The 26,100-nt window shown below is 61.8% G+C and carries 41 protein-coding genes; 6 read left to right on the top strand and 35 right to left on the bottom strand.

Annotated elements, in window-relative coordinates; genetic code table 11:
• The 4 genes from ACLE20_RS15255 to ACLE20_RS15240 form a co-directional block, all read right to left on the bottom strand.
• Positions 1-1,971: hypothetical protein (locus ACLE20_RS15255; RefSeq protein ID WP_410941174.1), on the bottom strand; the 1,971-nt coding region annotated here is incomplete at its 3' end.
• Positions 1,959-2,351, bottom strand: coding sequence for a DUF6950 family protein (locus ACLE20_RS15250; protein ID WP_410941173.1), 393 nt, complete (start codon positions 2,349-2,351; stop codon positions 1,959-1,961). The genes ACLE20_RS15250 and ACLE20_RS15255, both read right to left, overlap by 13 nt.
• Entirely contained in the window at positions 2,351-2,926 is a 576-nt protein-coding gene (locus ACLE20_RS15245; protein ID WP_410941172.1) for a hypothetical protein, read from the bottom strand. The genes ACLE20_RS15250 and ACLE20_RS15245 overlap by 1 nt, the downstream gene beginning before the upstream one ends.
• Entirely contained in the window at positions 2,926-5,385 is a 2,460-nt protein-coding gene (locus tag ACLE20_RS15240) for a phage tail tape measure protein (RefSeq protein WP_410941171.1), read from the bottom strand. Before ACLE20_RS15240 ends, ACLE20_RS15245 begins: the two co-directional genes overlap by 1 nt.
• A gap of 36 nt (positions 5,386-5,421) precedes the next feature.
• On the opposite strand from ACLE20_RS15240, the gene ACLE20_RS15235 reads away from it, so the two are divergent.
• Both ACLE20_RS15235 and ACLE20_RS15230 read left to right on the top strand, forming a co-directional pair.
• Positions 5,422-5,748, top strand: a complete 327-nt coding sequence (locus tag ACLE20_RS15235) for a hypothetical protein (RefSeq protein ID WP_410941170.1) — start codon at positions 5,422-5,424, stop codon at positions 5,746-5,748.
• Positions 5,745-6,233 (top strand): thermonuclease family protein, encoded by a 489-nt coding sequence (locus tag ACLE20_RS15230; RefSeq protein ID WP_410941169.1) that lies wholly within the window; start codon positions 5,745-5,747, stop codon positions 6,231-6,233. Before ACLE20_RS15235 ends, ACLE20_RS15230 begins: the two co-directional genes overlap by 4 nt.
• A 294-nt stretch (positions 6,234-6,527) precedes the next feature.
• Here the strand turns inward: ACLE20_RS15230 and ACLE20_RS15225 are convergent, their stop codons facing one another.
• The 18 genes from ACLE20_RS15225 to ACLE20_RS15140 all read right to left on the bottom strand — a co-directional run bounded on the left by ACLE20_RS15225 (position 6,528) and on the right by ACLE20_RS15140 (position 16,514).
• The gene (locus tag ACLE20_RS15225; RefSeq protein WP_410941168.1) at positions 6,528-6,872 is read right to left on the bottom strand and encodes a GTA-gp10 family protein; all 345 of its coding nucleotides are present in this window, start codon (positions 6,870-6,872) and stop codon (positions 6,528-6,530) included.
• Positions 6,872-7,300: a phage tail tube protein gene (locus ACLE20_RS15220; RefSeq protein WP_410941167.1), complete on the bottom strand. Its 429-nt coding sequence runs from the start codon at positions 7,298-7,300 to the stop codon at positions 6,872-6,874. The genes ACLE20_RS15225 and ACLE20_RS15220 overlap by 1 nt, the downstream gene beginning before the upstream one ends.
• On the bottom strand, positions 7,297-7,686 hold the full coding sequence (locus tag ACLE20_RS15215) for a DUF3168 domain-containing protein (RefSeq protein WP_410941166.1): 390 nt from the start codon (positions 7,684-7,686) through the stop codon (positions 7,297-7,299). Before ACLE20_RS15215 ends, ACLE20_RS15220 begins: the two co-directional genes overlap by 4 nt.
• The gene (locus tag ACLE20_RS15210) at positions 7,686-8,135 is read right to left on the bottom strand and encodes an HK97-gp10 family putative phage morphogenesis protein (protein ID WP_410941165.1); all 450 of its coding nucleotides are present in this window, start codon (positions 8,133-8,135) and stop codon (positions 7,686-7,688) included. Before ACLE20_RS15210 ends, ACLE20_RS15215 begins: the two co-directional genes overlap by 1 nt.
• A complete protein-coding gene (locus ACLE20_RS15205) occupies positions 8,128-8,316 on the bottom strand; it encodes a hypothetical protein (RefSeq protein WP_410941164.1) in 189 nt (62 codons plus the stop codon). Before ACLE20_RS15205 ends, ACLE20_RS15210 begins: the two co-directional genes overlap by 8 nt.
• A complete protein-coding gene (locus ACLE20_RS15200) occupies positions 8,313-8,663 on the bottom strand; it encodes a head-tail adaptor protein (protein WP_410941163.1) in 351 nt (116 codons plus the stop codon). The genes ACLE20_RS15205 and ACLE20_RS15200 overlap by 4 nt, the downstream gene beginning before the upstream one ends.
• Positions 8,654-9,196 carry a head-tail connector protein gene (locus ACLE20_RS15195; RefSeq protein ID WP_410941162.1) on the bottom strand — a complete coding sequence of 181 codons (543 nt, stop codon included), beginning with the start codon at positions 9,194-9,196 and terminating at the stop codon, positions 8,654-8,656. Before ACLE20_RS15195 ends, ACLE20_RS15200 begins: the two co-directional genes overlap by 10 nt.
• A gap of 2 nt (positions 9,197-9,198) precedes the next feature.
• Positions 9,199-9,633, bottom strand: coding sequence for a hypothetical protein (locus ACLE20_RS15190; protein WP_410941161.1), 435 nt, complete (start codon positions 9,631-9,633; stop codon positions 9,199-9,201).
• A 64-nt stretch (positions 9,634-9,697) separates the two neighbouring features.
• Complete coding sequence (locus ACLE20_RS15185) at positions 9,698-11,011, bottom strand: phage major capsid protein (protein WP_410941160.1); 1,314 nt, start codon at positions 11,009-11,011, stop codon at positions 9,698-9,700.
• A gap of 23 nt (positions 11,012-11,034) precedes the next feature.
• A complete protein-coding gene (locus ACLE20_RS15180; protein ID WP_410941159.1) occupies positions 11,035-11,700 on the bottom strand; it encodes an HK97 family phage prohead protease in 666 nt (221 codons plus the stop codon).
• 6 nt (positions 11,701-11,706) lie between these two features.
• On the bottom strand, positions 11,707-13,032 hold the full coding sequence (locus ACLE20_RS15175) for a phage portal protein (protein WP_410941158.1): 1,326 nt from the start codon (positions 13,030-13,032) through the stop codon (positions 11,707-11,709).
• Positions 13,029-14,750 carry a terminase large subunit gene (locus ACLE20_RS15170; protein ID WP_410941157.1) on the bottom strand — a complete coding sequence of 574 codons (1,722 nt, stop codon included), beginning with the start codon at positions 14,748-14,750 and terminating at the stop codon, positions 13,029-13,031. The genes ACLE20_RS15175 and ACLE20_RS15170 overlap by 4 nt, the downstream gene beginning before the upstream one ends.
• Positions 14,747-15,151 (bottom strand): hypothetical protein, encoded by a 405-nt coding sequence (locus tag ACLE20_RS15165; protein ID WP_410941156.1) that lies wholly within the window; start codon positions 15,149-15,151, stop codon positions 14,747-14,749. Before ACLE20_RS15165 ends, ACLE20_RS15170 begins: the two co-directional genes overlap by 4 nt.
• A 155-nt stretch (positions 15,152-15,306) precedes the next feature.
• Entirely contained in the window at positions 15,307-15,432 is a 126-nt protein-coding gene (locus tag ACLE20_RS15160; RefSeq protein WP_410941155.1) for a hypothetical protein, read from the bottom strand.
• Positions 15,432-15,599 (bottom strand): hypothetical protein, encoded by a 168-nt coding sequence (locus tag ACLE20_RS15155; protein ID WP_410941154.1) that lies wholly within the window; start codon positions 15,597-15,599, stop codon positions 15,432-15,434. Before ACLE20_RS15155 ends, ACLE20_RS15160 begins: the two co-directional genes overlap by 1 nt.
• 21 nt (positions 15,600-15,620) lie before the next feature.
• Positions 15,621-15,896, bottom strand: a complete 276-nt coding sequence (locus tag ACLE20_RS15150) for a hypothetical protein (protein ID WP_410941153.1) — start codon at positions 15,894-15,896, stop codon at positions 15,621-15,623.
• Between the two features lies 1 nt (position 15,897).
• Positions 15,898-16,251: an HNH endonuclease gene (locus ACLE20_RS15145; RefSeq protein ID WP_410941152.1), complete on the bottom strand. Its 354-nt coding sequence runs from the start codon at positions 16,249-16,251 to the stop codon at positions 15,898-15,900.
• Positions 16,248-16,514: a hypothetical protein gene (locus ACLE20_RS15140; RefSeq protein ID WP_410941151.1), complete on the bottom strand. Its 267-nt coding sequence runs from the start codon at positions 16,512-16,514 to the stop codon at positions 16,248-16,250. Before ACLE20_RS15140 ends, ACLE20_RS15145 begins: the two co-directional genes overlap by 4 nt.
• Before the next feature lie 285 nt (positions 16,515-16,799).
• Here ACLE20_RS15140 and ACLE20_RS15135 point away from each other — a divergent pair, with 285 nt between their 5' ends.
• On the top strand, positions 16,800-17,435 hold the full coding sequence (locus ACLE20_RS15135; RefSeq protein ID WP_410941150.1) for a hypothetical protein: 636 nt from the start codon (positions 16,800-16,802) through the stop codon (positions 17,433-17,435).
• Positions 17,436-17,486: 51 nt separating this feature from the next.
• Here the strand turns inward: ACLE20_RS15135 and ACLE20_RS15130 are convergent, their stop codons facing one another.
• The 12 genes from ACLE20_RS15130 to ACLE20_RS15075 form a co-directional block, all read right to left on the bottom strand.
• The gene (locus ACLE20_RS15130; RefSeq protein ID WP_410941149.1) at positions 17,487-17,699 is read right to left on the bottom strand and encodes a hypothetical protein; all 213 of its coding nucleotides are present in this window, start codon (positions 17,697-17,699) and stop codon (positions 17,487-17,489) included.
• Between the two features lie 142 nt (positions 17,700-17,841).
• Entirely contained in the window at positions 17,842-18,237 is a 396-nt protein-coding gene (locus tag ACLE20_RS15125) for a hypothetical protein (RefSeq protein WP_410941148.1), read from the bottom strand.
• Positions 18,230-18,370, bottom strand: coding sequence for a hypothetical protein (locus ACLE20_RS15120; protein ID WP_410941147.1), 141 nt, complete (start codon positions 18,368-18,370; stop codon positions 18,230-18,232). Before ACLE20_RS15120 ends, ACLE20_RS15125 begins: the two co-directional genes overlap by 8 nt.
• Before the next feature lie 125 nt (positions 18,371-18,495).
• Positions 18,496-18,735 (bottom strand): hypothetical protein, encoded by a 240-nt coding sequence (locus ACLE20_RS15115; RefSeq protein ID WP_410941146.1) that lies wholly within the window; start codon positions 18,733-18,735, stop codon positions 18,496-18,498.
• A gap of 504 nt (positions 18,736-19,239) precedes the next feature.
• Positions 19,240-20,067 carry a hypothetical protein gene (locus ACLE20_RS15110; RefSeq protein ID WP_410941145.1) on the bottom strand — a complete coding sequence of 276 codons (828 nt, stop codon included), beginning with the start codon at positions 20,065-20,067 and terminating at the stop codon, positions 19,240-19,242.
• Complete coding sequence (locus ACLE20_RS15105; protein ID WP_410941144.1) at positions 20,064-20,495, bottom strand: hypothetical protein; 432 nt, start codon at positions 20,493-20,495, stop codon at positions 20,064-20,066. Before ACLE20_RS15105 ends, ACLE20_RS15110 begins: the two co-directional genes overlap by 4 nt.
• On the bottom strand, positions 20,492-21,391 hold the full coding sequence (locus ACLE20_RS15100; RefSeq protein ID WP_410941143.1) for a ribonuclease H: 900 nt from the start codon (positions 21,389-21,391) through the stop codon (positions 20,492-20,494). The genes ACLE20_RS15105 and ACLE20_RS15100 overlap by 4 nt, the downstream gene beginning before the upstream one ends.
• A 94-nt stretch (positions 21,392-21,485) precedes the next feature.
• Positions 21,486-22,004: a hypothetical protein gene (locus ACLE20_RS15095; protein WP_410941142.1), complete on the bottom strand. Its 519-nt coding sequence runs from the start codon at positions 22,002-22,004 to the stop codon at positions 21,486-21,488.
• Complete coding sequence (locus tag ACLE20_RS15090) at positions 22,001-22,495, bottom strand: hypothetical protein (RefSeq protein WP_410941141.1); 495 nt, start codon at positions 22,493-22,495, stop codon at positions 22,001-22,003. Before ACLE20_RS15090 ends, ACLE20_RS15095 begins: the two co-directional genes overlap by 4 nt.
• Positions 22,492-23,346, bottom strand: coding sequence for a hypothetical protein (locus ACLE20_RS15085; RefSeq protein WP_410941140.1), 855 nt, complete (start codon positions 23,344-23,346; stop codon positions 22,492-22,494). Before ACLE20_RS15085 ends, ACLE20_RS15090 begins: the two co-directional genes overlap by 4 nt.
• Complete coding sequence (locus ACLE20_RS15080; protein WP_410941139.1) at positions 23,346-23,537, bottom strand: hypothetical protein; 192 nt, start codon at positions 23,535-23,537, stop codon at positions 23,346-23,348. The genes ACLE20_RS15085 and ACLE20_RS15080 overlap by 1 nt, the downstream gene beginning before the upstream one ends.
• Positions 23,534-23,779, bottom strand: coding sequence for a transcriptional regulator (locus ACLE20_RS15075; RefSeq protein ID WP_410941138.1), 246 nt, complete (start codon positions 23,777-23,779; stop codon positions 23,534-23,536). The genes ACLE20_RS15080 and ACLE20_RS15075 overlap by 4 nt, the downstream gene beginning before the upstream one ends.
• A gap of 115 nt (positions 23,780-23,894) precedes the next feature.
• On the opposite strand from ACLE20_RS15075, the gene ACLE20_RS15070 reads away from it, so the two are divergent.
• The 3 genes from ACLE20_RS15070 (at position 23,895) to ACLE20_RS15060 (ending at position 25,803) form a co-directional block, all read left to right on the top strand.
• Positions 23,895-24,632: a helix-turn-helix domain-containing protein gene (locus tag ACLE20_RS15070; RefSeq protein ID WP_410941137.1), complete on the top strand. Its 738-nt coding sequence runs from the start codon at positions 23,895-23,897 to the stop codon at positions 24,630-24,632.
• A gap of 68 nt (positions 24,633-24,700) precedes the next feature.
• On the top strand, positions 24,701-25,063 hold the full coding sequence (locus ACLE20_RS15065; RefSeq protein ID WP_410941136.1) for a hypothetical protein: 363 nt from the start codon (positions 24,701-24,703) through the stop codon (positions 25,061-25,063).
• Positions 25,060-25,803, top strand: coding sequence for a KilA-N domain-containing protein (locus ACLE20_RS15060; protein WP_410941135.1), 744 nt, complete (start codon positions 25,060-25,062; stop codon positions 25,801-25,803). The genes ACLE20_RS15065 and ACLE20_RS15060 overlap by 4 nt, the downstream gene beginning before the upstream one ends.
• A gap of 23 nt (positions 25,804-25,826) precedes the next feature.
• Here ACLE20_RS15060 and ACLE20_RS15055 read toward each other — a convergent pair.
• On the bottom strand, positions 25,827-26,100 hold a 274-nt coding region (locus tag ACLE20_RS15055; RefSeq protein WP_410941134.1), incomplete at its 5' end, for a hypothetical protein.

Below are 26,100 nucleotides of genomic sequence, written 5' to 3'. Positions count from 1 at the left end.
CCCTTCAAGGTCCGTTGCTGTCGCGAAGTTTGTGGTGCTGTTGCGATAGATCCGGACAGCCTTGAAGTTCTCGCTGTTCGGGTTGGTCCAGGCGATGGTGACTGTGCCGGCAGTCGGCCCTGGCGTCGTGTCGAGGTTCGTCACCGGCAGCGGCGGGTTGGGGTCGGCCACGGCAGGAATGTTCTCGATCAGCGCGTAGGGTCCTGCCGCTCCGGACGCAGTGCGCCACCGCATGCGAACATCATAGAGCGCGCCGTCCTCCAGGCCGACGATATCGACCTTCAGGGCATCAGGGGCGACGGCTGCGGCCTGCCACTCCTCGAGATCTGCCCGCGAGTATTCGACATCAAGCTTCAGATCGTCCTGGCCGGCCGGAGCAGCGACAGAGACCTTGATCAGCGCCACCTTGACACCCCCTGCTAGAGTTCGTTGCGTGCCGATCGCGCTTGCCATTTGCACGTCTGGGATCGCGTCCTCCTCGATCCGCTCGGGAAGCCGCGGCGCCGTCCCCTCTTCCGTTGCCGGGTTGAAGGCATAGGCATCAGCGCCGAAGCTCGACACATTCATGGAGACCGTCATCTCCTCGACGTTGAGGGTGATGTCGGTCACCTCCATGGTCTCGTTGAAAGGGTCACCATCCATATCGAGGTCAGCGATCTGGACCCGGACGAAACGCTGATCCCAAGCGTTCATTCCGAAGAGCGTCGTCTTCAGGGTCCCCTGCCAACGCGGCGCACCGCGCGCTGCGGCGATCTTCGCGATGCGCCGCGCGTGATTGTGGTTCTGGATCTCGTAGGCATCGATCGTCTTCGACCGCACCTCGCCATAGGTCGCGATCTCGTCGTCCTGGCGCCACGGCTGAGCATCTGCCGCGGCGAAGTCGGCAAGCGGCTCCTCGTACTTGACGCGGATCTCGTTGAACTCGCGCAGAGGACCGGCGCCGTCCGACATCGAGAAGTCGATAATGTGCTCATCGGTGAGCGTGACAGTCGGTTCGCGCCAGACCCCAGCAGAGACGCCAATCTTACCGTTCGGCTTCAATGCGATCCGGCCGTCCATCGCCGTCAGGAACCGGCTCATGACAGACGCCGGCTCTTCATCGAAGCTGTAACTCAAGGCGCCATGGTAGCGGCGGACAGTGCCGCCGCTCTTTGTCGGCAGCAACACGTCGCAATCGTCTGCAGCCTGCTTGATGTCGTCGACATCGATGAACGAAGGGGCGATCTGCAGCCCGTCATCCGAGGTCAGATAGTCGCGGAGCTGGAGCGCGAGGTTCGCGCTATAGGCCGTCGTGTTCGTTCGTGGATCCAGCACTAGAGCGGTCTGGAAGATGCCGTTCAGCTTGGCGATCTTGTTCGGATAGACCTTGCCGAACTTCTCGAGCTTGACGCCGCGCGTTTCGAGAAGCGCGTTGGCGATCCCGCGGTTGCGGTGGTCTACGGTCCAGATCGTCGGGAATTGCTCCACCAGGCGCGCGAACGCCGTCTGCGAGGCGGTACCCGGTTTGTAGAGAATACGCGTGTTGTCCGCGTAGTAGGGGTTGGACGTCAGCACGCCGTCCGCGTCGAGCGTGACGTGTCGGCCATCCAGGATCCAGTCCACGACTGCATCAAAGCGCTGCGAGCCAAAGGCCACGATCTGGAAGACCGCGCCATCTTTGTTCTCAATGAACAGCAGTGGGCCGCCGAGGCGCCGCAATCCATAATGCCTTGACCGGACAGGCAGCGACTGCCGGATGACGTTCTGCACATCCTCTGGCTTCGGCACATCGGGCCGGCGCGCGGTCAGCAGCTGCAGACCGATGCCTATGGCCGCATTGATGACGCCGGCGAGCAACGTTGCGCCGATCGTGCCGGCGGCCCCAGCCCCGAGGATAGCGCCAGCGATCAGGGAGCCAGGGTCAGCGGCCGCGGCGCCGGCACTGGCAGTCAACACGACGCCGGCAAGCAGAAGCACCCTCAAACGGACCATGCGGCAACGACCTTTGCGTTCTTGATGGCGATCACGCCGTCTTGGCTTTTGACGACCCACCGGCCCGAGGCCGATCTGATCGCGCCGAGGTGCCGGTTGCCGTATCGGATCACGGCAAAGTCGCCGGGGCGGTCGCCAGCCGATCGAGCGGCACCAGCAGCGACAGCAATGCGCCGCACAAGCCGCGCCAAGCCGCCGACCTCGCGAAGAAGCGCTTGGCAGTCCTCATCCGAGGAGTAAGCACCCCGAAGGTGCGCCGCTGGATCGCCACCATGGTTGGCGGCCCACCAGTCGGCGATCACCAAGGCACAGTCCTTCTCGCCCCAACGAAACTCGCTGGCGGCCATGGCGCGAATGAACGCGCCGAGGTCGGCGGTCATCAGGACCTCGGGAAAATGATGACGTGTTGCTCGATGCCCGAAGTGCGCTCGCAACCCCGGTCACCAGGAAACCGCTTCTGCTGGTCCGTGTCGGAATAGAAGCCGTACCGAGCCCGCTTGCGGGTGATGAACGGGCCTTCGGCTTGGATCGTCACCGAATAGACCATGCCGCCCTCCGTTGACTGGCGGCCGATCGTGAGCTGCCGCATGGTCGCAAAGGCCATGGCGAACGGCATGTCGAGCGGCTGCCAGTCGTTCGCGAAGAACTGCAGATAGATGACGACCGGACGCATGTACCAATTCGCCCGATCGCCTTTGGCCTGGGCGGCGAACCCAGCATCGACGCCAGACACCGACAGCTCAAGGGGCGCCGCGGCACCGTTCATCGCTTGCTTCAGTCCCCCGATGCTGCCGAGGTTGCCGATGCCCTGCCAGAGCTTGCCATCATTGGTCCGGAGCGTCCCGAAGCCGTTGTAGAGGCGGCGCGAGCCATTGAGGAAACCGATTTCGGCCAAAGCATCGCAGCGGACCACGTTGCCGGCGAGCTGCGCGGCGACTGACGCGGGAAAGTCCATTAATCGAATCTCTCATGATCTTCGCCGACCCAACCAGTAACATTGCCACGCACCTGCTCCATGATCCTTCGATCACGCTGGTCGAGCTTCGCGTTGATCTGCGCCTCGGTCCAGTTCGAGCCGCGCATGTCGAGGTTGGTCACGAACGTGTTGCCGCGAGATCGGCCCTGCCCGGGCTTGGTGATGCTTACGCGCTCGTTCGGCGAAGCCTTGAAAGCGACGAGCTGGCTGTCAATGCCGCCAGCGCCCCCGACCTGGAACGACCCGCCGTTGGCGAAGCCCGGAACAGCGCCAAGGATTGCGCCAAGCGTCGTGTTTGCCTGGAACCCGCCGCCGCCCCCGAACAACCCACCGAAAATGCTCTGCAGCCCGCTCTTCATCAGCGATGAGCCGATATCGGCAAAGGTATCCCGGATCACGTCCTTCAGCTTCTTCGAGCCGTCAATGATGCTACCGAAGGCACCCGCTATCTTGTCGGCCACAGACTGACCGGCATCCCCAAGTCCAGCCATGCCCTCCTTGGCACCATCGGTCGCTTCACGCAGACCCGCCCATGGATCGCCCCCGGTATCGGCCGTTACGTTGGATAGCTCGGACGAAACCTGCTGCGCAGCTGTCCTGGCCGCCGCTGTCGACCCGGTCGAACCCTGCGTGATGCCGTTCGCCAGGCCCTGCATGATGTCCTGGCCGATCTCATGCATTACGCGCGACGGCGAGTGCGTGTCAGTTTCTTCGCGAGCGACGCCCGGGATGTAGGACATGATGGAGCGCACGCCGCCCTTCACCTCTTCCCATTTTGCCGAGATGCCGTTCCAAAGGCCGGCGATGATGTCCGTCCCGATCTGTAGCATCTGGCCGGGCAGCGCCTTGAACACGTCGACGATATAGGCGGCGATCTCCGAGACCTTCGTCTTGATCATATCGCCGGCGCCGGGGATGACGGTGTTGGCCAGCTCCGTGAACGTGTTGCCGATGTTGACGAAGATCTCCCGGACAGTCTGTCCTGCCCCCTGCAGGTCGCCGGACAGCATCTGCATGAGATACTGACTGATCAGCGCAGTTTGCGTTGCCAAGCCGCTCGCCGTAGTGGCCATGACCGAGCCCAGCGTCTCGAAGATGCCAGTGACCGTAGGAAATTTCTCTTTCAGGACGTCCCAGTTTTGGTACAGCGCTACGCCAGCCGCAGACAGCGCCGCGAACGCGGCGACTGCGGCCGCAACTGGAGCCCCGATTGCAGCAATCCCAGTAGCTACGAGACCCAAGGTGATGAGTACCGGGCCGAGAGCCGCAGCTACCCCTGCAACGACCACGCCCCAGTTGAGGAGCTGGGGGCTTGTCTTGCTCAGGCTGTCAACAAGCTGAGACATCTTACTGATCAGGCTGGTCGCGAACTGTAGAAGGCCCCCGCTGGCAATCTTGTTTGCGAGGGTTTCTAAGGCGCCGCCCAGCTTCTCAAGCTCACCATTGAACCCCTTCATCCTCGCCGCAGCTTGCTCGTCAGCGGATCCCTTTCGCTGAATGGAGACAGCCAGTTTGTCGATCCCGGCCGCGCCTTGGTCTGCCAAAGCCAACGCAGTTCGCATGGCATCTTGCCCGAAAATTTCGGACACAGCATTGGTCTTCGCCTCGTCACTCAGTCCGGAAAGACTGGTCTTCAGCTCCTCAGCAATTTCAGCCATCGATTTCATTGAGCCGTTGGCGTTGAAGAACTCCAGACCAAGCCGCTCCATTTCGGCGGCGGCCGCATCGCTCTTCGGCACGAGGGTCGTCAGGAAGGTCTTGAACGACGTTCCAGCGTCCGCGCCGGAATTGAAAACCGATGATGTACCAGCAATCGCCGCGTTGAAATCTTCAAAGCTTACGCCCAGCGCCCCGGCAACACCCCCGGCTTGAGCAATAGCATCCTTGTAATCGTTGAACCCGAACTGGGACGCCAAGGTCACGTTAGTGATGCCGTCGACGACCTGGCCAAGATCCTTCGCCTCGATCTTGAATTGCGCCATCACGTTCGTCGCAACGTCTGCCGAAGTGGCGAGATCACCACCAGTCGCCTCTGAGAGCTTGATAGACGCGGTCGCCGCCCCATCCAGAATTTGGGTGGCGGTGAGACCGTTCTTCGCGAGCATCTCCATCATGTCGGCAGACTCGGATGCCGACTTGGACGTGTTCGCGCCGAGCTGCAGCGCCAGATCACTAAGGGCGGTGAACTCAGACGACGACGCGTTGGTGGCAGCCTGCACCCGGTTCATGGATGCTTCGAAGTCGCCGGCCGTCTTGAGGATCGCGATCCCGGCGCCGGCGAGCGGAGCGGTGACGAACGCAGCCATGCTCTTTCCGGCAGACTGCATCGACTTCCCCACGCCAGCCAAGCTAGACTGTACCTTTTTCAGGCCATCTTGGAATTCGGCGCTGTCGATGCCAAGGTTGACGCGCAACGCGCCGATAACTGCTGATGCCATGAGACCAACACCGTAGTGGTTGTTTAGGAGGTCAAAATGAAACGAACGATCGTCGCCACGATCGCGGCGCTAGCCGCAGGGCACGTTGCCGCGCAAACAGATGATCTACACGTGCAGAAGAGGAAACTTTACGCTCTTGCTCTTGCTGGTCCCGCCTACTGCCCTGGCATCGAAACCAAATTTCTGGCGAAGGGATTTATCGAGTACGATATGAACGCAAGTGAGGAGGAGCCAGAACTGCTGCAGGCCGAGGAGCAAGCATGGTTCAAGGTCTTCAAATCCGCTCCGCGCGCCGCTGTGTGTGAGAGCCTCATGCAGAACTATGGCCCCGGAGGGTCATTCGAGATGTTTCAGTTCAAATGAGTGCCGCAAACGTAAAAGCTGCCTTTCTAGCTGTCTTTCTCGTCACAGGCGCTGCTGGTGGGAATGCTGCCGACATCAGCGGCCGCGCCTCCGTCGTTGATGGCGACACAATCGAGATCCAAGGCCAGCGCATCCGCTTCAACGGCATCGACGCGCCTGAATCTCGACAAACCTGCACCGCATCTACCGGCCGAGCCTATATGTGCGGCCGCGCCTCTGCCGCCGCCCTGGACGACTACCTGTCGCGCTCCCGACCGACCCGGTGTGAAGCGACCGGAAAGGATCGTTACAAGCGTGTCGTCGCAAACTGCTTCCGCGCGGACGGTCAGAGCATTTCCGCCTGGATGGTTCGAAACGGACACGCTCTGGACTGGCCACGGTACTCGAAGGGCGCCTATGCCGCCGACCAGGCGGTCGCTAAGTCGGCGAAGACAGGCATCTGGGGTGGCGAGTTCACTCTGCCATGGGAGTGGCGTCGTCAATAGCGCGTTTCCTACGCCGTGCTGCCCCGCTCAGCCATGACCGGGTGACCAACTCGAGCTCAGCCGGAGTTTTCGGCTTTGCTTTCTTCTTGGTCAGCAGCCTCTCCAGCCTCGGCAGCCTTTCCTGACGAGCCAGCGACTCGATATGCCATGCGAGGCTGATCTGGTCGTTGCGAGCGCGGATAAGGCGTTCCGCCTCGCCAGCCAGGATGACGCTCACCTCCTTCAAGGTCAGCCGCCAGAACAGCTCGTAGGGCTGGCCGATCGCGACCCACTCGGTAATCAGCGACGGCCAGTCTATGCCGCCGTCGCCTTCGGAGGGCGCGCGTCCGTATCCTTCTTCGGGAACGCTGCTTGAAACGCCTGGCCAACAAGAGGCCCGATCTCAGCGACGCCGAAATCATCGATGATCTCGCTGCAGTCCTTCAGCGACACATCCTCGTGGTGATGCTGGAGGCCGGCCCAGATGAGCAGTCGTAGCGTCGACAGCTTGACCGACGCGCCGCCGAGCTCCGCAGCGATCTCAGAAATGCCTTTGCCGGTCTTGTCTTCCATCGCGCACATGGCATCCGTGCCGATCTTCATCGTCCACGTCTTGCCGAGCGCGTCGAAGCTGACCTCCCCGCGTTCCTTGTTCGCCATCACGGGGCCTCGTCCCAGATTTCGTCGCCAGAGACGGAGACCGTGACGGTGGCCGTCATGATGTCCTCCATCGGCGTGTCGCGCTCATAGCCCGTGATCTGAGCCTCGAAAGTCACGCGGTTCCCGCTCGGGAAGGTGATGCGGTGATCGACGGTGGCGCCGGTGCTCATCAGATGGACGATCAGCTCGTCGGTCGCATTGCCCGGAATCCAGTTGATCTCGAAGCTAGCCTCGCCACTGTCGACCAGGCCCGCGACATATTCCCGCCGGCGGCCGGGGCTCTTCATATGGGTCGCTTCCACGCGGTCGACGGAAGTGGCGCCCGGCGTCACGTTCTTGACCTCCGCTAGCTCCACGAAGGCGACCGGCGTCAACCGTGGGTCCTTAATTTCGTACTTGGTACCATAGCCGATGGTCACGTCGGTCATTGCTGCTCTCCGTAATGGACGGTGATGTCGATGGATGTGCGGAACTTCGTGGTCACCGCGCCCGCGTCCGCGGCGGGCAGGTCTCGTTGATCGGTCAGGAAGATCGCTTGGAAGAATTGGTCTCGATGACCGCTAAGCCGCGCCTCAATGAGCCGCGCGGCCTGCTTAGCTGCGCTGTATGTGTCGGCGTAGACGTCGATCTGAACGCGGGCCGCAACGACGCCGGAGGCTCCCGCAAGGGTGTAGGAGCGGTTGCTGTCAATGACCTGGACGACCGCGAAGGGCGGCACGTCTGCCTGATCAGCCCGACCCGGCCGGATCTTCTGCCCGAGGAGCGCGGTGAGCGGCGCATGCGAGAGCAGGAGAGCGATCAGAGCCTCTTCCATCAACGCCGCCTCAGTTTACTCGCCACGCGCTGCGCCGCTTTGTCGATCTCGCCCCACAGCGCGTTCGATATGCGCTCGAGCGTCGCGTCCTTCGTACCGTCCCATGCCGGCCGCAACCACGGCTGCGCCGCCTGATGTTCGTTGCCGAACTCGTCCTGCATGCCGGCCGGGTCACTGGTGCCGACGAACACCTCGGCATAGGCTCGATCGTCCTTCGCCTGGCTGCGATGAAGAGTAGCTTGGCGCCGGGTCAACTTCGTGCCGACGTCGACGGTCTCGACGAGATGCAGCGTCAGGCGCGGCGCGCGGGCACGCGCTGCCTTCGCCACCGGCTCGCCGGCATCCTTCAGAACCTTGCGGAGGACCGCCTTGCCGGTCGATTTCGGCAGCTGACCGAGCGCGCGGTCCAGCTCCTTCAACCCATCGATCTTGATCGTGACCTTAGCCATCGGCCGATTCCTCGGTGTCGACATCAATGATCAGGTTTTCGCCGACGACGAATTCCACGGTAACCGTGACCAGGTCATCTGGAACGCTCTTGATCACCAGCGATCGCTGCATGGGCAGGATCTCGCCAGCCTCGGAAACGAGCGCCAGACCCCAAGGGGTGCGACGAACAGACAGCTTCATGTGTCGGCATCCCTTGAGGCTGTGATTTCAAGGAAGCGGTGGCGACCCTGGTCCGCTTCCTTCACCCCGTTGACTTGCCAAACACGGCCCTCGTGCAGCAGGCGATCGACAGGTGTGATGGAGCGAGCGAGGACAGACGAGCGGACCGTGAACCTTGAGACGATGAACGAGCCCACCTGCCCGGCCGCCAAGAACTCAATCTTCTGACTGTCCGAGGCATCCCGACGCATCGCCCAGACCGTGCCGACGTTGTTCCAGGTCTCGATCGCCTCATTGAACGCGTTCGGGGCCTTGCTCGCCCGCTGGAACGTAATCTTGCGATCGAGCTGCGACGTGTTCAGGGGCATGCGTAAATCCGGAGCGGTGCCAGCAGCGCGTCGATCGACTTGCGGATCCGCTCGCCAAAGTCGCCTTCGTAGAAATGGATCTTCACATGGAAGAGGATCGCGGTTTTGACCTGCTGCAGCCGGGGGTCTTCAGCAGCCATGCCGGCAACGTATGTCACGCGGGACGCTGACATGCTGGGCCAAGCGCCGGCCACCGGGCGGACCACACCAGTATCATCAGCCTGGTAACTGGCCGGCGGCAGAACTTGCCACTGCCCGCCCGCCTGCGCCTCGACGGAGACGACGGACTTGAGGTCCGGGTACGGCGCTCGGAACTCGCAAGCGAGCGGCTTGCCGGTCCATTCGAGCTTCTGCTCGCCGAAACAACGGCCCACCCATCCGGTCGGGCCATCGAACTCCGCCTGCGCAGCAACAATGAAAGCCGAAATCAGGTTGTCGGTTTCAGCGTCGCTGTCGTCCAAGACCCGGAGGAATGTTTTTGCCTCCTCCAGGCTGACGAGTGCGGCAGGAGGCTCGATGACGCGGACCGACATAATCAGGCCTTCTGCCGACGCGAGCGTGGGGCGCTGGTGCTGGCAGGAGTTGCGGCAGCCGCGACGGCAGGATCTTCGGATTTGTTCGTTGGCGCCGGCTCCATCTTGTTCTGAGGCGGAACTTCGGCCTTACTCGCCGCCGCCCCCGCCTGAGCGATGGCGTCAGCAATCTCCTGGTCCGTGCTGCGAGATGCGTAGCCGGCCGGAGGATAGGTGGACGGATCGTAGCCGGCGGCGACGAATTCTGAGATCGTAGGGCCATCCTCGCGCAAAGTCGTCGCTGAAGCTGTCTCGTCGACGCGCTTCGCAATGCCGCGGCTTTCAAGATCCTTTGCCGTGGCGCTGTCGATCTCGAATTGCGCGCCCGCCGTCAGATTGTCCTTGCTCACCGAGGTGATGTGGACGGTATCAAGGGCCACCATTTTCACGTTGGTCATGCTGTGTTCCTTTCGAGGGTGAGGTTGAAGTCGGTCCGTAGGCCGGCCTCTGAGGAGCTTCCGATTACGACGTGAGATCGGTGATGCCGGCCGCGAAAGTGCCCTTGATGAAGGCTTCCGGGCGGTAGACGGCGAGCGCCAGACGCTCTTCTGCGAGGACGGTCACGAGGTTCCGACGGAAGTTGTCGGCGTCTTCCGTGGAGATCTCGACACGGGCATCCTCGCGGTCAAAGATCTGCGCGCCGAGCTGGAACGCGCCGGTCAGGAAGGTGCCGGACGCCATGGCCTGGGTGGGAACGACGGGCAGGCTCCACAGCGTCGGCTGAGCGCTCTTCTGCGGGTCGCCAATGACGTAGTTGTTGCCGGCGTCCTTCGTGGTCTCGATCATGGCCCAGTCGATCGGGTTCATGGTGATGCCCGTCGCCGGCAGCTCGGCAAGCGCGCCCTGGAGCATCGCGTAGCGAATGACGTCGATCCGCGTCGGCGCCTGCACAATGGCGGGCCCGGCAGCGAAGGCCGTTGCCTGCGGATAGATGCCGAGCAGGTCCGTGCCCGTGCCGCCGCCGTTGAGGAGCTGGTTCTCCTCGACGAAGCTCAGGCCGTAGCGCAGGCGACCGTCGATGTAGGACTGCAGCATCGGCAGATCGTCGAGGATCTGACGGGTTGCCAAGACCCAGTGCGCGATCGTGGTGACGGACACCGTCTTGATGTCGAACTTGATGTCCGACTGTGGCTTGGCGAGGCCGGCGGTCTCCGACACGGTCGCAGCGTTGTTCACGAATCCGGTCTCGCGCGGATACTGGATCGACGGCTGCGAGGTGCGGCCGGGCGTCAGCAGATCGCGGATCGTCATCCGGCGCGTGACCGGGGTCACGAGTCCAACGCGCTGCGGCTCGAGCAGCGCACCGGCGGAGCCGTTCGCGTCCGCCGTGGCCGCGGAGATGATCGCCTTGACCTCGACGCCGATGCGCTTGCCCGGGGTCGCGTTCTTTGCGAAGGCCTTCACATCCTCGTTTTCGATCATCTGGTAGCCGGCCGACTTGACCTGCTGCGCGCCATGCTCGGCGTCGCGCACCATCTTCTGCTCGAGCTCTCCCATACGGGTCGAAACCTCGTTCAACTTGACGAGCGCCTCATCGGCCTTCTCCTTGACGGAGTTGGACATGGTCTCGCCCTTCTCGGCCTTGCCGAGCGCGTCCTGGGCGATCGCCTTCACCGCATCGAGGGCGCTGTCGAACTTGGCCTTCACCTGCACGGCCATCTGTTCGGCTGTCGGGTGGCCTCCGCCGTCACGCATGTAACGGCCGGCGCGGCGCTCGTTGGCGGTCATCGGGCCAAGGAGGCTGGCGGCCGACGCATAGTAATCCATCGTCTTCATGGTCAAACCTTTCGGGGTTCAGATCAGATGTTGAGAAGGGCGCGCATGAAAGCAGCGCCGTCATTCGCCTTCTCGCCATCGGACTCGCTCCGAATGGCTTTGGCATAGCCGACAGAGGCGATCTGCATGGCCATGCTTTTCGGGACCCCTGCCTCGCGCAGGATGTCCTCGAAATCCTTCACCGGAAGCGGATCGCCGTCGCGCAAGCGACGGGCGAACTCCTCCATTCGCTCCGACTTCACCGCCTCTATGCGAGCTCGGCGGTTTGCCGGGAACGACACAGGCGAGATCTCGTAGAGCTCGAGCTTCTTGAGGAGACGCACCGAGCCGTCCTGGTCAGTGTCGATCTCGCGGTAGCCGATCGAAAGGCCGCCGATGGCTTTGGCCTTTGCCAGCGCGTGAACCTCGCGGGCGCGCTGGATGTCGAGGAGGAACTTGCCCTTCCCCCAGAGCCCCTTCGCGTCCTCCGCCAAATCTTCCCAAACGCCGATCGGCTCGCGTGCGTCATGGTTCCAGAGCATGAGGACGTTCGAGCCCTCGCGCTTGTGCCGCGCAAGGCTTTCGACGAACGCTCCCGGCATGACCTTCTCGCCATAGCTGTCGACATTGCCGAAGATCGAGCCGTAGCCCTCAAAGGTGCCGTCTTCCGACAGGTCTTTGACCTGCAGGGCGAAATCCTTGGTGTTCATCGGTGCCTATTCCTTGTCGAGAGCCGGGCCGCCGTTGTGGCCCATCATGGACTTGACGCGCTGCTCGATGATGGCGTCGAGGTCCCCGCCGAAGAGCAGGTTCATCAGCGCCGACCGCGCTTGCTGCGCCGGCTGATCCGTTTGCCCGATCTTGTCGAGCGGGATCATGTTGGACTGGACGGTAAGCGTGTCTCCGCCAGGCAGAGGCTTCAGGTTGTCGCGAGCGCGGCCCTCGTTGCGCGTGATGAAGCCGTTCTGGCCAAGGGCGCTGAGAAGCGCAGCGCGGCCGTGGCTGTCTGCCCGCAGTAGACCTTCGAGATTGAACTCCGCGTAGTAGCTGCCGCGATCGGCGGGTTTGATGAGCTGCTTCTTGATCGCCTGCTCAATCCGCGTCAGGTACGGTCGGAGCGAGAAGGTCAGAAATCCGATCATCTGCTGTTCCAAACCGGTTCCCCAACTGGACGACTTCTCAGTGTGCCCCACCATGAAGGGCGGGACCCGGAACCAGCGGCAAATCTCCTCGACGTGGAACGCGCGGGTTTGAAGCAGCTGGGCGTCTTCTGGGTTCATCCCCAGCGCCACGAATTTCGCGCCGTCTGGCAGAGGCATGACCTTACCGGCCTGCGAGGACCCGGCGAATTTCGCGAAGAGATCGATCAGCTCAACGCGCTGCTCAGGGGTGGTCTTGATGCCTTGTAGCTCAAGAAAGCCCGACAACTGCAGACCGTTCTTGAATTGCGAGGCCGCGGTCTGCTCCGCCGCCAGGGCGACGGACATCGTTTCCCGCCCATAGCTGATTGGCGAAAGGCCAACGTCGCCGCCGTAACCGAACCCACGAACATGGAAGATGCGATCCTCATCGAAGACACGACGCCCCTTGGGGTCCGCATATCGATACTCGCGCCGGCCGTCCGCCGTTCTCGCGACAGACATCAGGTTCGGCTTCAAAGGCTGGACGGCAACAAGGCGGTCGCCGAGATACTTGCGCTCGCCGTAGAAGTTGCCCCAGAGACAGAGACAGGCGATGACGCCCTCCCAGAACTCGGCAGCCGACTGATCCGCGTTCGGGCTGTCATGCAGCAAGTCGTAGAGCGGATGGTTGCGAGCGACCGTCTTCTCGTCGCCGACGCGCTGATAGAACGACATCGGCAGCGTGCCGATCGTTTCCGAGAGAAGCCGCACGCACGACCAGGCCGTCGACAGAGACAGAGCGCTGTCCGGCGCGACGGTTTTGCCAGCAGCTCCTGCCATCGCACCAAGAGCGATCTTGATCGTCTCGACGTCGTCCCGGCCCGACAGCTTCGCGCTCTTCTTGTTGAATGGCCACATCATGCGTGCATCACCGGGTTCAGCAGGTAGTCTCCAATATCGACCCCCGCAGCGGCGACAGGGTTGCGGCTCATGAGCATGACGGCGTTGAACATGGCCATCAGCGGGTCGATCTTGCCGGAGCCGGACAACTGCTTTGTGATCGAGCGTGCGTTCGTTTTCATCTCAACCTTCGCGTTGCTCGTGCACCAAGCCATGATCGGCTGCCCGGCATGCCACATGGTGCCGTCCTTCAGGCGCCGCTCGGAGCCGAGGATGGCGGGGTTCAAATGGCCGCCCTGCGGGATGCCGGTTATTGTGCCGCCGTTGACGTCGACATCGAAGCCGCGAGACAACAGCTCCTCGAGGATGCCCGGCAGGCCCATGCGGTCGACACCTATGCCGCCCTTCTCCGGCAGCAGCCCCGCCTCGCGGACTTGCTCGCAGATGTCGGCGATTTCGGTCAGATCCTGCGTGGGCTCTTCGCAGAGCGTCATGTCGTGGTAAGTGCCGCGCTGGTCCTTTGTGAAGTCGAGCAGCCGCGGGGCGATGTCCTTTCGCAGCTCCAGGACGTCGCTGTGCGCCCATGCCTTACTCCACAGCAGCCAGTCGCGCGTCGTCTTGCAGCGGCCGAGGACTGCCAATCCACACAGGTCGTCGAGGCCACCGCCATCGATGCCGATCGTCACCACCTCGGATCGTTCGAGCAGCGTCTCCAGCATGATCGTCTCGTCGGCCGCGCCGAGCCAATATTTGGCGCCCGGCCAGTTGTCGTTGCGCAGCTTCATGCCGATCTCGACATTGCCGTGCTTGGCGAGGAAAGTCCGGAACGGTCCGGGCCCGGCCTCCCGCTTCTCCTTGAACTTGTCCTCGATCCATTCGAGGCTGACCGACCGCCCGAGGTTCGGGTTCGTGATCCAGAATTTCGCGGGGTCGAGATACTCCTCGGCCTCCACCATCGCGCGCGGAAATTCGTAGATGACGCCCAAGCTCTTCTTGTCGACGATCACCCCGTCTCGCACGTTCCGGAAGTAGTCGAGCTTCTCCTTGAACACCCCAGCCGGCGGCTCTTCGGACTGCGTGGACAGATAGATCACAAACCCCTCAGGGCGCGCCACCAGCCCGCCTGTGGCTTCGCTGAGCATGCCGTCGGCGTTCGCCATCTTCCCGAACAGCCATAGCTCGTCCACGAGCACGAATGCCGCCTTCTTGCCGCCCACAATGTTGTTGTCCGCTGCAACCACCTTCAGGACGGCACCCGTCAGGCGGTTCGTGATCTGGCGGAAGTTCTCCTGAACATGCAGGAGGTCCTGCAGCTCCGGATCGCCCTTCACCATGTCGCTGGCCGGCTTGAACGCGTTGTTCGCGATCTCGAGCGTCGGCGCCAGGATCAGTAGCTCGGCGGAGTGCCGCCAGTTCCTGATCAGCGCCGTCAGCATGATGGCCGCGGCGATCGTCGACTTGCCGTTCTTTTTCGAGATCAGCATGAAGAATTCGCGGATGTGCCGTTTGGCCGTCGTGTGGTCATAGGCGCCGAAGATTGCCCGGGCGAAATCGAACACCCACTCGTCGCACGCTTCGCCGAATGTCGGTTGGCCGGCGACGTCAACAATGCGCAGCGACTTGAAGACGGCGAGCGCTGCCTCGGCCTCATCAGGGAACAGCGGATCGCACGGCACCAGCGACCGGCGCGACAGGATCCGCTCCTCCCAGTCTGGGCAAGCAGTCGTCCACTCTCTCACGAGTTGTCCACGATCAGCTTCGGCGGCGCCGGCGGAGCGAACCGGCTGCCGACGTTCTTGGCCGCGAGCGCCTGCTGTTCCTTCTTGCCGAGCTTCGGTACCGCAGGCGCCCTCTTATCCCGCGCCTGTGCCGCGCCGGCAGTCTCCAACATCTTGTTCTGCGCCGACACGTTGCCGCCCATCGCCGAGCGATAGCGAGCCATCAGGATATCCGCCCGGACCTTGGCCGCGCCTACTTCGAGGTCGGAAAGAAAATGCTTCGACAGCGTCGGCTCAGAAATGCCGATCGCCTCAGCGATTGCCTCGTTCGACATGCCGCCAGCCTTGAGAACGCGCACCTTCTCGCGGTCCTCGTCGGTCGGCTGAAAAGCCTTCCTGCCGGAGTTTTTATTGCCTGCCATGGTCGGAAATCACCGATTGGAAAAAAAATTGCGTGCATGAGGGCGACGCGGGTCCGGGAGGGGCTGCCCTCCCAGCCTTTTCTTCCCCCCCCTAATGTCGATGTACCTAATGGAACAGGACCCTAAAGTTCGGACTTCCATTAGGCATCTCTGCACTATTCCTTGCAGTTCCTGCCCTCGCCTATTGACCCTTCGGCCTTGGATGCCTTGGGCGCCACCAGCGGGGCGATAAGGAAGCCAACGACATGGATGGTGAGGATGACGAGCGTGCTCCGGTCCATCAGTCCAGCCGAGGCCAGACGACGGTCGGCTGAGATGCTCGCGGCTTGAGAACTTCCTTCGCGATCTCGTCAGCCATGCGGACGCCGAACTGGTCGACGATGATAGCGAAGATGGTCGCGGCGTCGGTCGTCATCAACTGGCCCATGTCTTGCGGCTTGATGCTCATGCTCGGCTCCAGTAGGATCGTCTACGCGGCTGTCGTTGGCAAGCTGATGTCATGCGGCGGGTCACCCACCTCGACCATGACAGGCGGATGCATGGTACCCAGCACTCGCAGGTGCACCGATGCGCCGGCGTTCAGTCGGGCGAGCTCATCCGGTGTCGGCTCCCAAGCGGTCAACATGGCCGGCGTACCCTCGCCGCTCACCGTGCAGTTGACCAGCTCATCCCGAAGGGGGAGGCCGAGGTAGCCCTGGCTCTTGCCGATAATCCGTGTTGCGCCTTCGATCATGGCTATCTGCATGTCATGCACCGGGCAGAGCCCGCTCCTGTCTTTGCTTCTCTCGGTCATGGCAGGTCTTGCAGAGGGTCTGAAGGTTGGTCTCGTCCCAGAACAGCTCGAGGTCGCCCTTGTGCGGGATGACGTGGTCACACACCAGTTTGCTGGTATCGCCCTCTACCGAGGAGCAGAGGCGGCAGGTGAACAGGTCGCGGGTGAAGGTCGCGATGCGGAGGCGCTTCCACCTCGCGGTATTGTAGAGTCTGCGCCAGGGCTCCGACTGAGAGCGGTACCGGTTGCGGTCCTGCTCGTCTCCGGGCCGCGGGCCGAGCATCGGCGGCAGGCGGCCGAGTTGCGGCCGGAGCTGCGAGAGCTTCATGCCCGGGTGTCGTTGAAGTGCTGCCACGCCCGACGGAAGGCGCTCGGCGGATTGTCTATGACCGTCACTTCGTTCTTCGGACCCTCTAGCGCAGCGCGGATCGCCTGAGCATTTGCATACGCCTCAGCACAAGCCTTCATAGCGGCCTGCATTTGCCCGCGAAGATCTGCAGCGTTTTTGCTATGTCGCTCCGCTTCACGGTCATAGGCAGCCAGAGCATCTTCGAGCGTCTGCTTCACGATGTCGGGACGGGACTCAGTCATCTGCGACCTCAACGCTAGGAATGGAAACTTCAGAGAAGGGATTCGAACCCTCGGCTGCCCCTTACTTGTCGGCAACTCGACATTTCAGGAGTAGCTATCGTTGCTTACCCTTAGACCACTCGGGCACTCTGATCTGTGTTGACGTCATCGCGTCGGCAGTGCGGTCACCCCCTGACCGGCCCTAGCGTGATCATCAGTTACCATCTTGCCGTTTGCCGGCGCCTGGGCGACTTTCTCATGCCAGGCGTTCTTCGGGACGGGCATCGGCTACTATTGAGGCTTAGAATGACTGTTGTTTTCGGCGAGTGCTTCGCTGGCAAGGTATTCCTCGCGGCTGACACCAAGCGTCGTGATCACCAAAACGGTCGCCTCAGCATTGTGGACAAGCTTCACCGGCTTTCAAACGATGTCATCATTGCTCAAGGAGGAGCAGGCACTGGAGCCGCCGACGTGATGGTTGCGAAACTCAAAGACATCGCTCATCAGGCATCTCCGGACCAGATTATTGCCGCCTGCCAAGCGGATGGCCCGGTCATCCTTCGTGAGGCCGCGAAGACTTGGCGGATAAACGATCGTCAAATCCCGCCAACCTTCATAATAACCGCCTCAATCGGGTCTGACGGGAATGGGAGGATAGTATCGATCAACCTTTCTACCGGCGAACCGAGCCAACACCGAAGCAGTTTTGTCTCTGGCACGCACACCGCGCAGGCAGCGGAAGTTCTCGGAGGCCTGAGGTCGCACTGCGCTGGCTTCGACGCGCTCGCGGTTCGTTCTGTAGTGGAACTCGAGCGACTGGCGTCAAGCGATATCGGTATGCCAGTTGACGTCGGGATCATCGAAGAGACCGCTGAAGGCCGCGTATCTGAACTCTATCGGCTTACCGAAAACTTCTTCATGAACCCCTCTTTCAGATACTAGCGGGACGAACCGGGCCGCAAATCCCGGCTCCATTTCAGGCATGCGGGAGCGTTAGGCCGCTCGATCAGTTTCGGGCTGCTCAACCTCGTCGGGCTGGATCTCATGTACACGCAGGTCCATCGTCGAGTGGCAGTGGAAGGTGCGGGTCTCGCCGGCCGGCACGACGCCGCCATAGTGCGGGATGTCCTCGTCGGTCTTCGGATTGACGCCCGTCACCTTGACCGGCCAGCCGTGGTTTGCCTTCACGTCGATCTGAGTGGTCATCTGCATGTCCTTTCGGCCTGGGTTGAACGTCAGTAGTCGTTGCCGCAGGCGAAGGGACAAATCATGGTCGCCCCCGGCTTGAGGCGCATCTTGCCGATGCGGCAATGCCATGCGGGATCGGGCAGCATCATGATGAAGGGCTTCATGCCTTGCCCCACTCCGTCTGATCATGCTGCCGGTACAGCGCACGCCCGTCCTCGAAGCGGTAGAACCCGAACTCCATCTCCTTCGGACCGTAGAGGACCGCGGTGACGCACTCGCCCTCGGGCAGCTCGACAATGCGATGGATGCGGCCGGCTGGCACCTGGAACGAGTCCCCGCGCTTTCGGAGAACTCGCTCGCTGGTGCCGTCGAGCTGGAAGATCTCCTCGACGTAACTGCCCTTGGCGATCGTGGTCGTGAAGCTCCAGGGATGGTCGTGCGGATCGCCGGTGTCAACTTCCGTGAAGCGATGCAGGACGATGTAGACCTCGTCCCCCAGATGGATGTGATGCTTCTGGAAGCTTGGGCTGAGCCACTCCTCGCGGACATCAAGCATCGGGCAGGTTCTCCAGCACGGTCTGGCTCTCTCGCCATTGGCGATCTGTCGACGAACAGGAGGCCAGCCAGGACACCGCCCAAGCAGCGACGACAATCAGGCCGAGGATAGTCAGCGTGCGGCGCGTCGACATGGCGTCCTCTCGAAATGGAAAACCCCGCCGCCGGATGACCGGTGACGGGGCTGGGTGGCATCCGGCTGAATTTCCGGACGAACGGTATTAGGCGAGGCGGCTTCTACCTCTCTAGGAAGAGACGTCTATTCCTGTCGACCGATGTGATCGCGGGTATACTCGTCCTGCTTTCCGCAAAGGTAACGCGCAATGTCGCCGTTGCAGAAATCGATCAGGTCTTGCTTTTGGTACCCTTCGGCGATCGCAGCATCCTCAAGCTGCTTCGCATGAGTGGCAAACTGGGACGGATCTTCGCAAAATCCCGGGGTATGAAGTATGTCCCCCATCTGCTCATCGAGCCAATCTTCCAAATCTTGTTCGGGCAATTTCAACCTCCTGGTTCGCGGGAGGCAGAAAATAATGCGGCATTCAGGTGCGGACAATGGCAGCCGGCGAGTTGTTCGGAAATTCCGAAACACTGAAGCGGCTCGGGAAGCGCTCTGACCGATTGTCGCTACAGCCCGCCAGTCTCCTGACGCGAAGCCGGGCTTTGAACCCGGACCTCTTCCCGAACTTGGTGAGGCGACTGCCTCGAACTCTCCCGTCACGGCCGATGTGGACGGGTACACAATCAGCGCTCTTCCGTTGAGCTACCGGCTGCCCCTGCCGTGTCGGCAGGGTTTGTCGCCCCTCAAGTTGCCTGCCTGAGTGCTAGCTGGGCGGCCGGACAGGAGTTGAACCTGCTGCCTCTGCTCGTTGAGGCCGAAGCCTCGAATTTCTGCCGCTGTTCCCCCAGGCGTCCATGTGTCCCAGGCTGTGGCTTTACCTCGGCTTGGTCCTTGCGGCGCCGAGCGCGGCTCTCCGATATCGTCTCGCATGGCCGCGGCTCGTCATCCGCTCGAGGCGGGATATTCATCGGGTGCCGACCACGCGTGCAAACCGGACGATATCGATTTGCATGAGCTTTCTGCCTCCTGGCGTGCCACCTGTAAACCGGCAGTATCGGTCAAGAAAATGCCGTTCTTGATCAGCCCGTCGGCAATCTGTTGCAGCGCCTTCTCAATCCACCTGTAGAGCGTTCGTTTAGCCCATGCTTTTTTTGCGCTCATCCGTCGATTTCGCTTCTCGATGTACTGTCCCCAGTCCCATCCGCGGGCCTTCACCTCGGCATAGGCGAAGAGAGCCAACCGCATTTCGTGGTCCCAGACGAAGCGCGGAACCCAGGCGAGCGCCTCTTCCATCCGGCCAATACGAGCCCGACTGCATTTCGCGCGCCGTTCGGTCACGGCATCGATCGCCGCATTGCGCTGGCGCAGGTGGACGCCGCCGGTCTGGTGCGAGTCCACGAAGTCGAGCAGGACGATCTCCGCCTCGGTGATGAGCGCGTCGGGCATGGAGTTGCCGAACATCTTCGGTCCGGTCCGCACCGGCAGCGCGCCATCCGTGTCGATCGCCTCGATCACCCTTTCGAGGATGACGGCTTGGTAATCGGTCAGGGTCATGCCGAAGTCCGCCTCACGGATCAGGTGGCCGGTGATGTCGCCGTAGAAGTCGCGGCCGCTGGACTTAAAGTGCCGCTCTTGGCCGATCCGCGCCTTGCCGCGGTCGATCTGGTAACCCGCGAAGACCTTCAGGCCGCCGGCGGTCTTGCGCTCACCGAGGATCAACACCTTGCGGCCGCTGACGTCCATGTATTCGTTGCCGACAGAGATCTTCATGCTGCTTCATCCTCCGGTATCAGTGCGTCGGCGATCAGGCTGCTGATCTTCTCGACGGTTTTTCCCATGCGCCCGTACTGGCCTTTGGCGAGGCGCTGAGCGCGGTTTCGTATCTTGGCGAGGTCTATGCTCGCGAAAGCCGCCACAACGTCCCTGTGGGCCGTGTCGGCGGCGTGCGCACCGAGGAATTGCCAGACCGCCAGGACGATGTAGTCGTCGAAGCAGTGAGCATTGCTGTTCTGGATGCAGCGGAACATCAGCGCGACCCGGTTCTCGTCGTGGCGGAGGAGACGGGCGACTGTGCGCCCGCCATAGACAACGTTCGGCGGCCGATCGGCGGCGTTCCGCCCCTCGCGATATGGCCGCACGCGGACGCCGAACCCTTCGCAGAAGCGGTGCACGTTGATGCCGTTGGGGGATCGCGTCACGCCGCCCCCATGATTTGCCGGTACCGCTCATCGAGATCATCGACAGAGCCGCCATCGCCTGGCCCGCGGACATCATCCCGGCCGCGCGACGCCGCGCCGCCGGCTTCCTGCCTGCCCTGCTCCGCCAGCTCGTCGGCTCGCTCGTTACCGACGTTGCCGGCGTGGCCCTTCACCCACTTGATGACGATGCGGCCGAGGTCGCCATTGCCGTCGAGGGCGGCGTCGATCGCGCGCCAGAGGTCCGCGTTCATCAAAAGCCGATTCTCAGGCTTAGCTTCAGGACTGCCGCGCTGCCAGCCCTTGGCCTTCCAGCCATGCCGCCAGTCGTTGCAGCCGTTGACGCAATACTGGCTGTCCGACCAGATGGTGATGAGTTCTCCGGAATTTCCGGATAACTGCCGCGCCTTCTCGATCGCTATCAGCAGCGCCATCAACTCCATCAGGTTGTTGGTCGCCTCAGCGCTGCCTCCGAACTGAGATGCGACCTCGATGCCGTCGCGGTAGACGACGACACCCCAACCGCCCGCGCCTGGGTTCGGGATCGCTGCGCCGTCGCAGAAGATGTGGATGCCGGCAGAGAAGTCGCAGGTCGGGTAGACTTTGGAACGTTTTTTCGCGCCCTTTCCTGCCGGCGACCGGCCACCCTTCCCGCCTTGTTTTGCAGCGGGTTGAGACGTTTCCAAGGACGATCCCCGGCCGGCCGAGATCGTCTGCTGGATGAGGAAGAGTGTCGATGACATGTCGGCACCCTGCGGCGGGAACTTGATGCGGGTGCCGAGCAGCTGCTGCGCCATGAATGCCGCTTGGCGGGCGGTGGCGAAGCCGGTCACGTCGGCGCCGAGTTCGCGCAGCCGGTTTCGGAGCATGGCAAGGCTGTCAGGGAAGACGTAGCTCATCGGCGGCTGCTCCTCTTCATCCAGAGGCGGAGGCGAAGACGGATGATGTCGAGCAGGATCATCGCTGCAGATCCCGCTTCCCGATTGAACGACATCACGCGATCTCCTTCCAGGCGAGGAACGACAGAGCGAGCTTGTCGCCGGCGGCGGCCTTGCGCGCCGCGGCTTCACCCAGCGTCGTCTCAGCAGATTGCATCACGAAGAGCGGCATAAAGCGGGAAAGAGATTTGAAATCAGCAGCCTCTTCAGCAGTGAAATCGACATGCGCCGTTCGAAAAGCCTCTAGGCAGTCTACGACATCGTCGGGATGTATCTTCGTACGGCTGCCACACTCCGCGATCTGCTTCTTTGTCGCTGCCCATCCATACCCTGCCAACCATATCTGTTCGGCGATATATTCGCCTAAGACGCGACGGGCTATGAGCTCTAACCCTTCCATCGCCGCGCGCTTCTTGGCTTCGGGGCTCAGCGTCTCCCACGCCGCCCGGCTCAATTCCTTCTGTTCGACGGCACTCATCGTCGAAGGGTCTACGCCGCTTGCAGCGACGTCGCGTACGGCGATCTCGACTTTGGACTCGAGCTCTCGGTCTGCGAGATTGATGATCTTGGTCATGCTGAAACTCCTTCTGTTGATGCGGCCGCAGCGGAGGGCGTGTCCAGATCATGTTCGGCCATGATCATCTGCCACCACTCGGCCTGTTTCTTGGAAACTTCGAACCGCTCGCCGAATGCTGTCGCGAGGTTGAACATGGTCTTGACGAAAGACGCGGTGCGTTCATTCAGCCCGCCCTCTTTCAGCAGGTACGGCGCCCATCGCATCACCTGGTCATAGGGTATGAAGCGCCCGCGGTCCGGTCGCGGCGGAGGCGGCTCCGGGGCCTTCTTCCGCTTCGCCTTGGTCTTGGGAGCGTCGCGGTAGACGACCCGTTCCTCAATCCGAACCTTCGGCTGCATCTCTGCGGCAACCTCGTGAAGGGAGGAGCCTGCAGCGGTGAGCGTGCGGATGATCGCGCGAGCGGTGGCGACCACTTCGCCGTCATGGTCGCTGGCCAAGCGGGGGAAAAGCTTGCCGAGCTTGTCGATGGTGGCAGGAGGGATGGTCATGCCGCCTCCTCGCCCGCGCGCGCAGCGTCTGGGTGAAGAGGGTCATGGGGTTCCACCCCAAACCCCGCGAGGAACTTCGTCCCTCGACCCGGAGCATCGGCTTCGCCGCTGCCGTCGTCATTGGTCGCTTCATCGTCATCGCCAAACAGGAACGCTCCGATATTTGGGGCATCAAGGCTTTTGAGATGAGGGGCAATGACGGGATCTGACGGAGTGCCCGCCTTCGCCGGCCAGGTCCGAACCACATCGGCCTTGGCGTTGTCGGCGAACTCGACGGCCTCGGCTTCGGTGTCGAACCGTCCCAGCTCCATCGTCACTTTGTCGACCTTGATGGAGGCCCGCCACTTCGAGCGAAGCGCATCAAATCGAACGTGAACCGAACACGATGATGGGGAATTGGACGGTGAAGATTGTAACACTACGCTGCGCGCGCGTTCCTTATATGGGGCAGTCGTGTTTTCGTCCGTGGGACCAGAGGACATTTTGTCCGGTTGGTCCCCATCGTTTAACAGGACATTTTGTCCGGTTGGTCCCAACGCCTTCGCATCCATGATGCTCTCCTTGGGGAGGGTAAAATCTCGATCGAGTGATAAGGAGACGAGGTCTGCGGCGCGGCCCCTTCTCGCGAAGCCGGATTGATGAGCTCTGGTTAGAACGCCGAGATGTTCAAGGATCGGCAGGAGCCGGCGGATGCTGCGTTCCGCGACGCCAACGCTCGCCGCCAACTTCGCCTGCGTGATCTCGCAGTGCCCTGCGCCGTCGGCTTCAGAAGCGAGCACGGCCAGGATCTCGCGCAGAGTCCTGTCCTCGATCGTCTGACGCTGAAGCCAAGTTTTCGCGGCCCGGCTCATCAGGCGAACGCTCTCCGAAGCAGGAGCATGCGGCCGGCGAGATCGATCGCCTCGATCGCGGCGCTGGGTTCAACTCCAAAGCGGCGCTTCAGAAATGGGACGAGCGGACGGGGAAGCTGCTGGCGTTGATCGGCCAACCAGCGGGCGGCGGTGACGACCTCGGGGGCGTGGGGGAGAGCCCGCGGATTCATGGTGATGTCTCCGCAGATGGAGGGAAGATATCAGGACGCAGCTGCGACTTCTGAATAGCCCCGTTCGTTGCTCGATCGATGCCGGCCGCGAGTTCTGCAGAGACACGCCCTTTCCTTTTGGCCGACCAAATTGCGTTTTGAGACACGGCAACCATCTTGCCGAGCTTCGCTTCAGAGCCTGCGATGGCGATTGCAGCTTCCAACAGCCGCGTGACGATTTTGGGGTTTGGTGTGTTTGTCATGGCAAACTAGGGTTAACACGTTTGGTTGTTAACTACAAGTCGTTTCAACACATCAATATGTTATACAAGATTGAGCGGATGTGTCATTGAAGCCTGGCAACTTCAGGGGGCTGAAATGACTGACGAAAAGCGCGAGACGCTTATTGACCGGATGATGATGGCGAAGGGGGACGAGATCCGAACCGCAAGGGAAAAACTCGGGATCTCTCAAGCCGAACTGGCAGCGCGCGCCGGCACCAATCAACAGACGATTGATCGACTGGAGCGTGGCCTTACCCGCCAATCGAAGTTCATGCCGGAGATCAGAGCGGCCCTCAACTTGGATCCGTATGTGGAGCCGGAAGAGAGCCTCGTCCGCTTCTCTGGAAAGTTCGGCTCAAACTACGGGGTCAGGGCGCACGTAGCGGACGAATACCGCGACGAGCATAAAATGCCGGTGTTTGGTATGGAAATGGCTGAGGAAGGTGGGCAGAAGGCGTGGGTCCTTCTTCAAGAGCCCGTGACTTACATCCCTCGAGCATATCCGGTGGAAGGACAGCTTGGCGCGTATGGCATTGTAGTGCCGGACGAACGCATGAGCCCGGTTTTGAAGAAGGGCGACATTGCAGTGGTCAACCCTGACGCCGCACCTGAGTTCGGTGGAGAGGTCTTCATGCTTCATGGCATGACCGACGGCCGCACCGCAGGCATGCTGTGCACTTGGATAGGCTTCGAAGACCAAGAGGACGGCGACAAGAAGGAGCGGTTCCGCCGCGTGAAATTCTACAACCCGCACGAGGCGTTTCTCGCCCGCTTTCTTACCTGGCCGGCGATGGGTTCGATCGTGGCCAAGTTTCCGATGCCGCGAAATTAACAATCAAACGTGTTGACAGCAACACACTCGGTTGTTAACTATAGCTCCATCAGACCGATGGAGCGACCATGTCACAGCAAACCGCATCCCCCATCCCATCGCCTACGATCACTATCCCGCGCGTCAACGTTGACCAGTCTGCCAGTCAGATCCTTATCGACGTTGCGCTCCGCCTCGGTGAAATCGCGGCGGTCATGTCCCGCGAGCTGACGTGGCTTCGCCCCAAGGTCGAACGCAGCGGGGCTGAGGAAGCCTCGGACGTTGCGGCGGGGATCATGGACCCGGACGTCTATGACGGAACCGAGACGACGCTTATCCTCGACAATTCGCAGCTCGATCTGCACCTGCAGAACATCGAGGCGGCCGCTCTCATCGCCGCGGATCTGGCCGCAGCGATCGAGGCTGCCGGCACGGCGGAGGCGAAGTCATGAAGGCGCTCGTCTACAACAGCCACCCGATCGCCGACAAAGGTGAAATGCTTTCGCTGACCGATATGTGGAAGGCCGCCGGCGGCGACGACATGAAGCGGCCTGCCCGCTGGCTCGAAAGCAAACCGGTTCAAGAGTTCGTGGAGGTGGTGGCCGGTAATGTCGGAATTTCCGATATTATCCGCTCAGGTCGCGGGCGGAACGGGGCGACCTTCGCTCACTGGCAGGTCGGCTTGGCCTATGCAAAATATCTCTCACCCGACTTCCACATGTGGTGCAACACGCAGGTTCGCGCTGTCATGGAGGGCAAGGCGCCTGTCCTTGATGGAGAGACGACGGAGCTTATCCGCAGGACTGACGGAATTGCGCGCCAGCTGTCAGGCAAGGTCACAGCTCAGGCCGCTCTGATCGATGAGATGCGCGCTGAGTTGCATCAGGTTCAGATCGAGCTTACGCGAGCCCGCACCGGACTCCAGCGATCTGGCGTGACGGCACGCCACATCTGGGAACATCACGGACTCCCGCCCCTCAAGTGCGGGACACTCTGGCTCGGCAATAAGCTCCTGAAGATGGGCGCCGGGATGGAGTTTGGACAGCGGGCCGACATCGGCGGCAAGGCCATTCGGCTGTTCGATCCTGACAGAGCGCGTCACTGCATGATCAACGGCCTACTCCGCCAAACGCAGCTGTACGTCGCCCAGCGGCAGGGCCAGGGGCGATTGCAGCTCGTCCCTCGCGAGTAAGCCCCTCACCATTTCACCAACTGTCAGATCATCGCGAACTTGAGCGGAAAGGCTTGAGCATGAGTAACCTCGTTCATTTTCCTGGGCATGAAGTAGAAGCCCGATTCACGGTCCTCAAAGAACTGCCGCCAGTCTCCGATGGAAGTCGCATTTCGATCGCCGCAGGTAGCAGCAATGGCTCCGACACATATGCGGTAATCCTGCTGATGGGACCAGAAAATAGTCACGAGCCTTTTAGCATCATTGCAGAATACCGAGCCGACATCGGCACTGATGTTCTTGGGGTCGTCGGCGCTG

It is taken from the genome of Rhizobium sp. YIM 134829, assembly GCF_046546455.1.
Note: the sequence above shows the minus strand (reverse complement) of the source record. Positions and strands in the feature narration are given on the sequence as shown.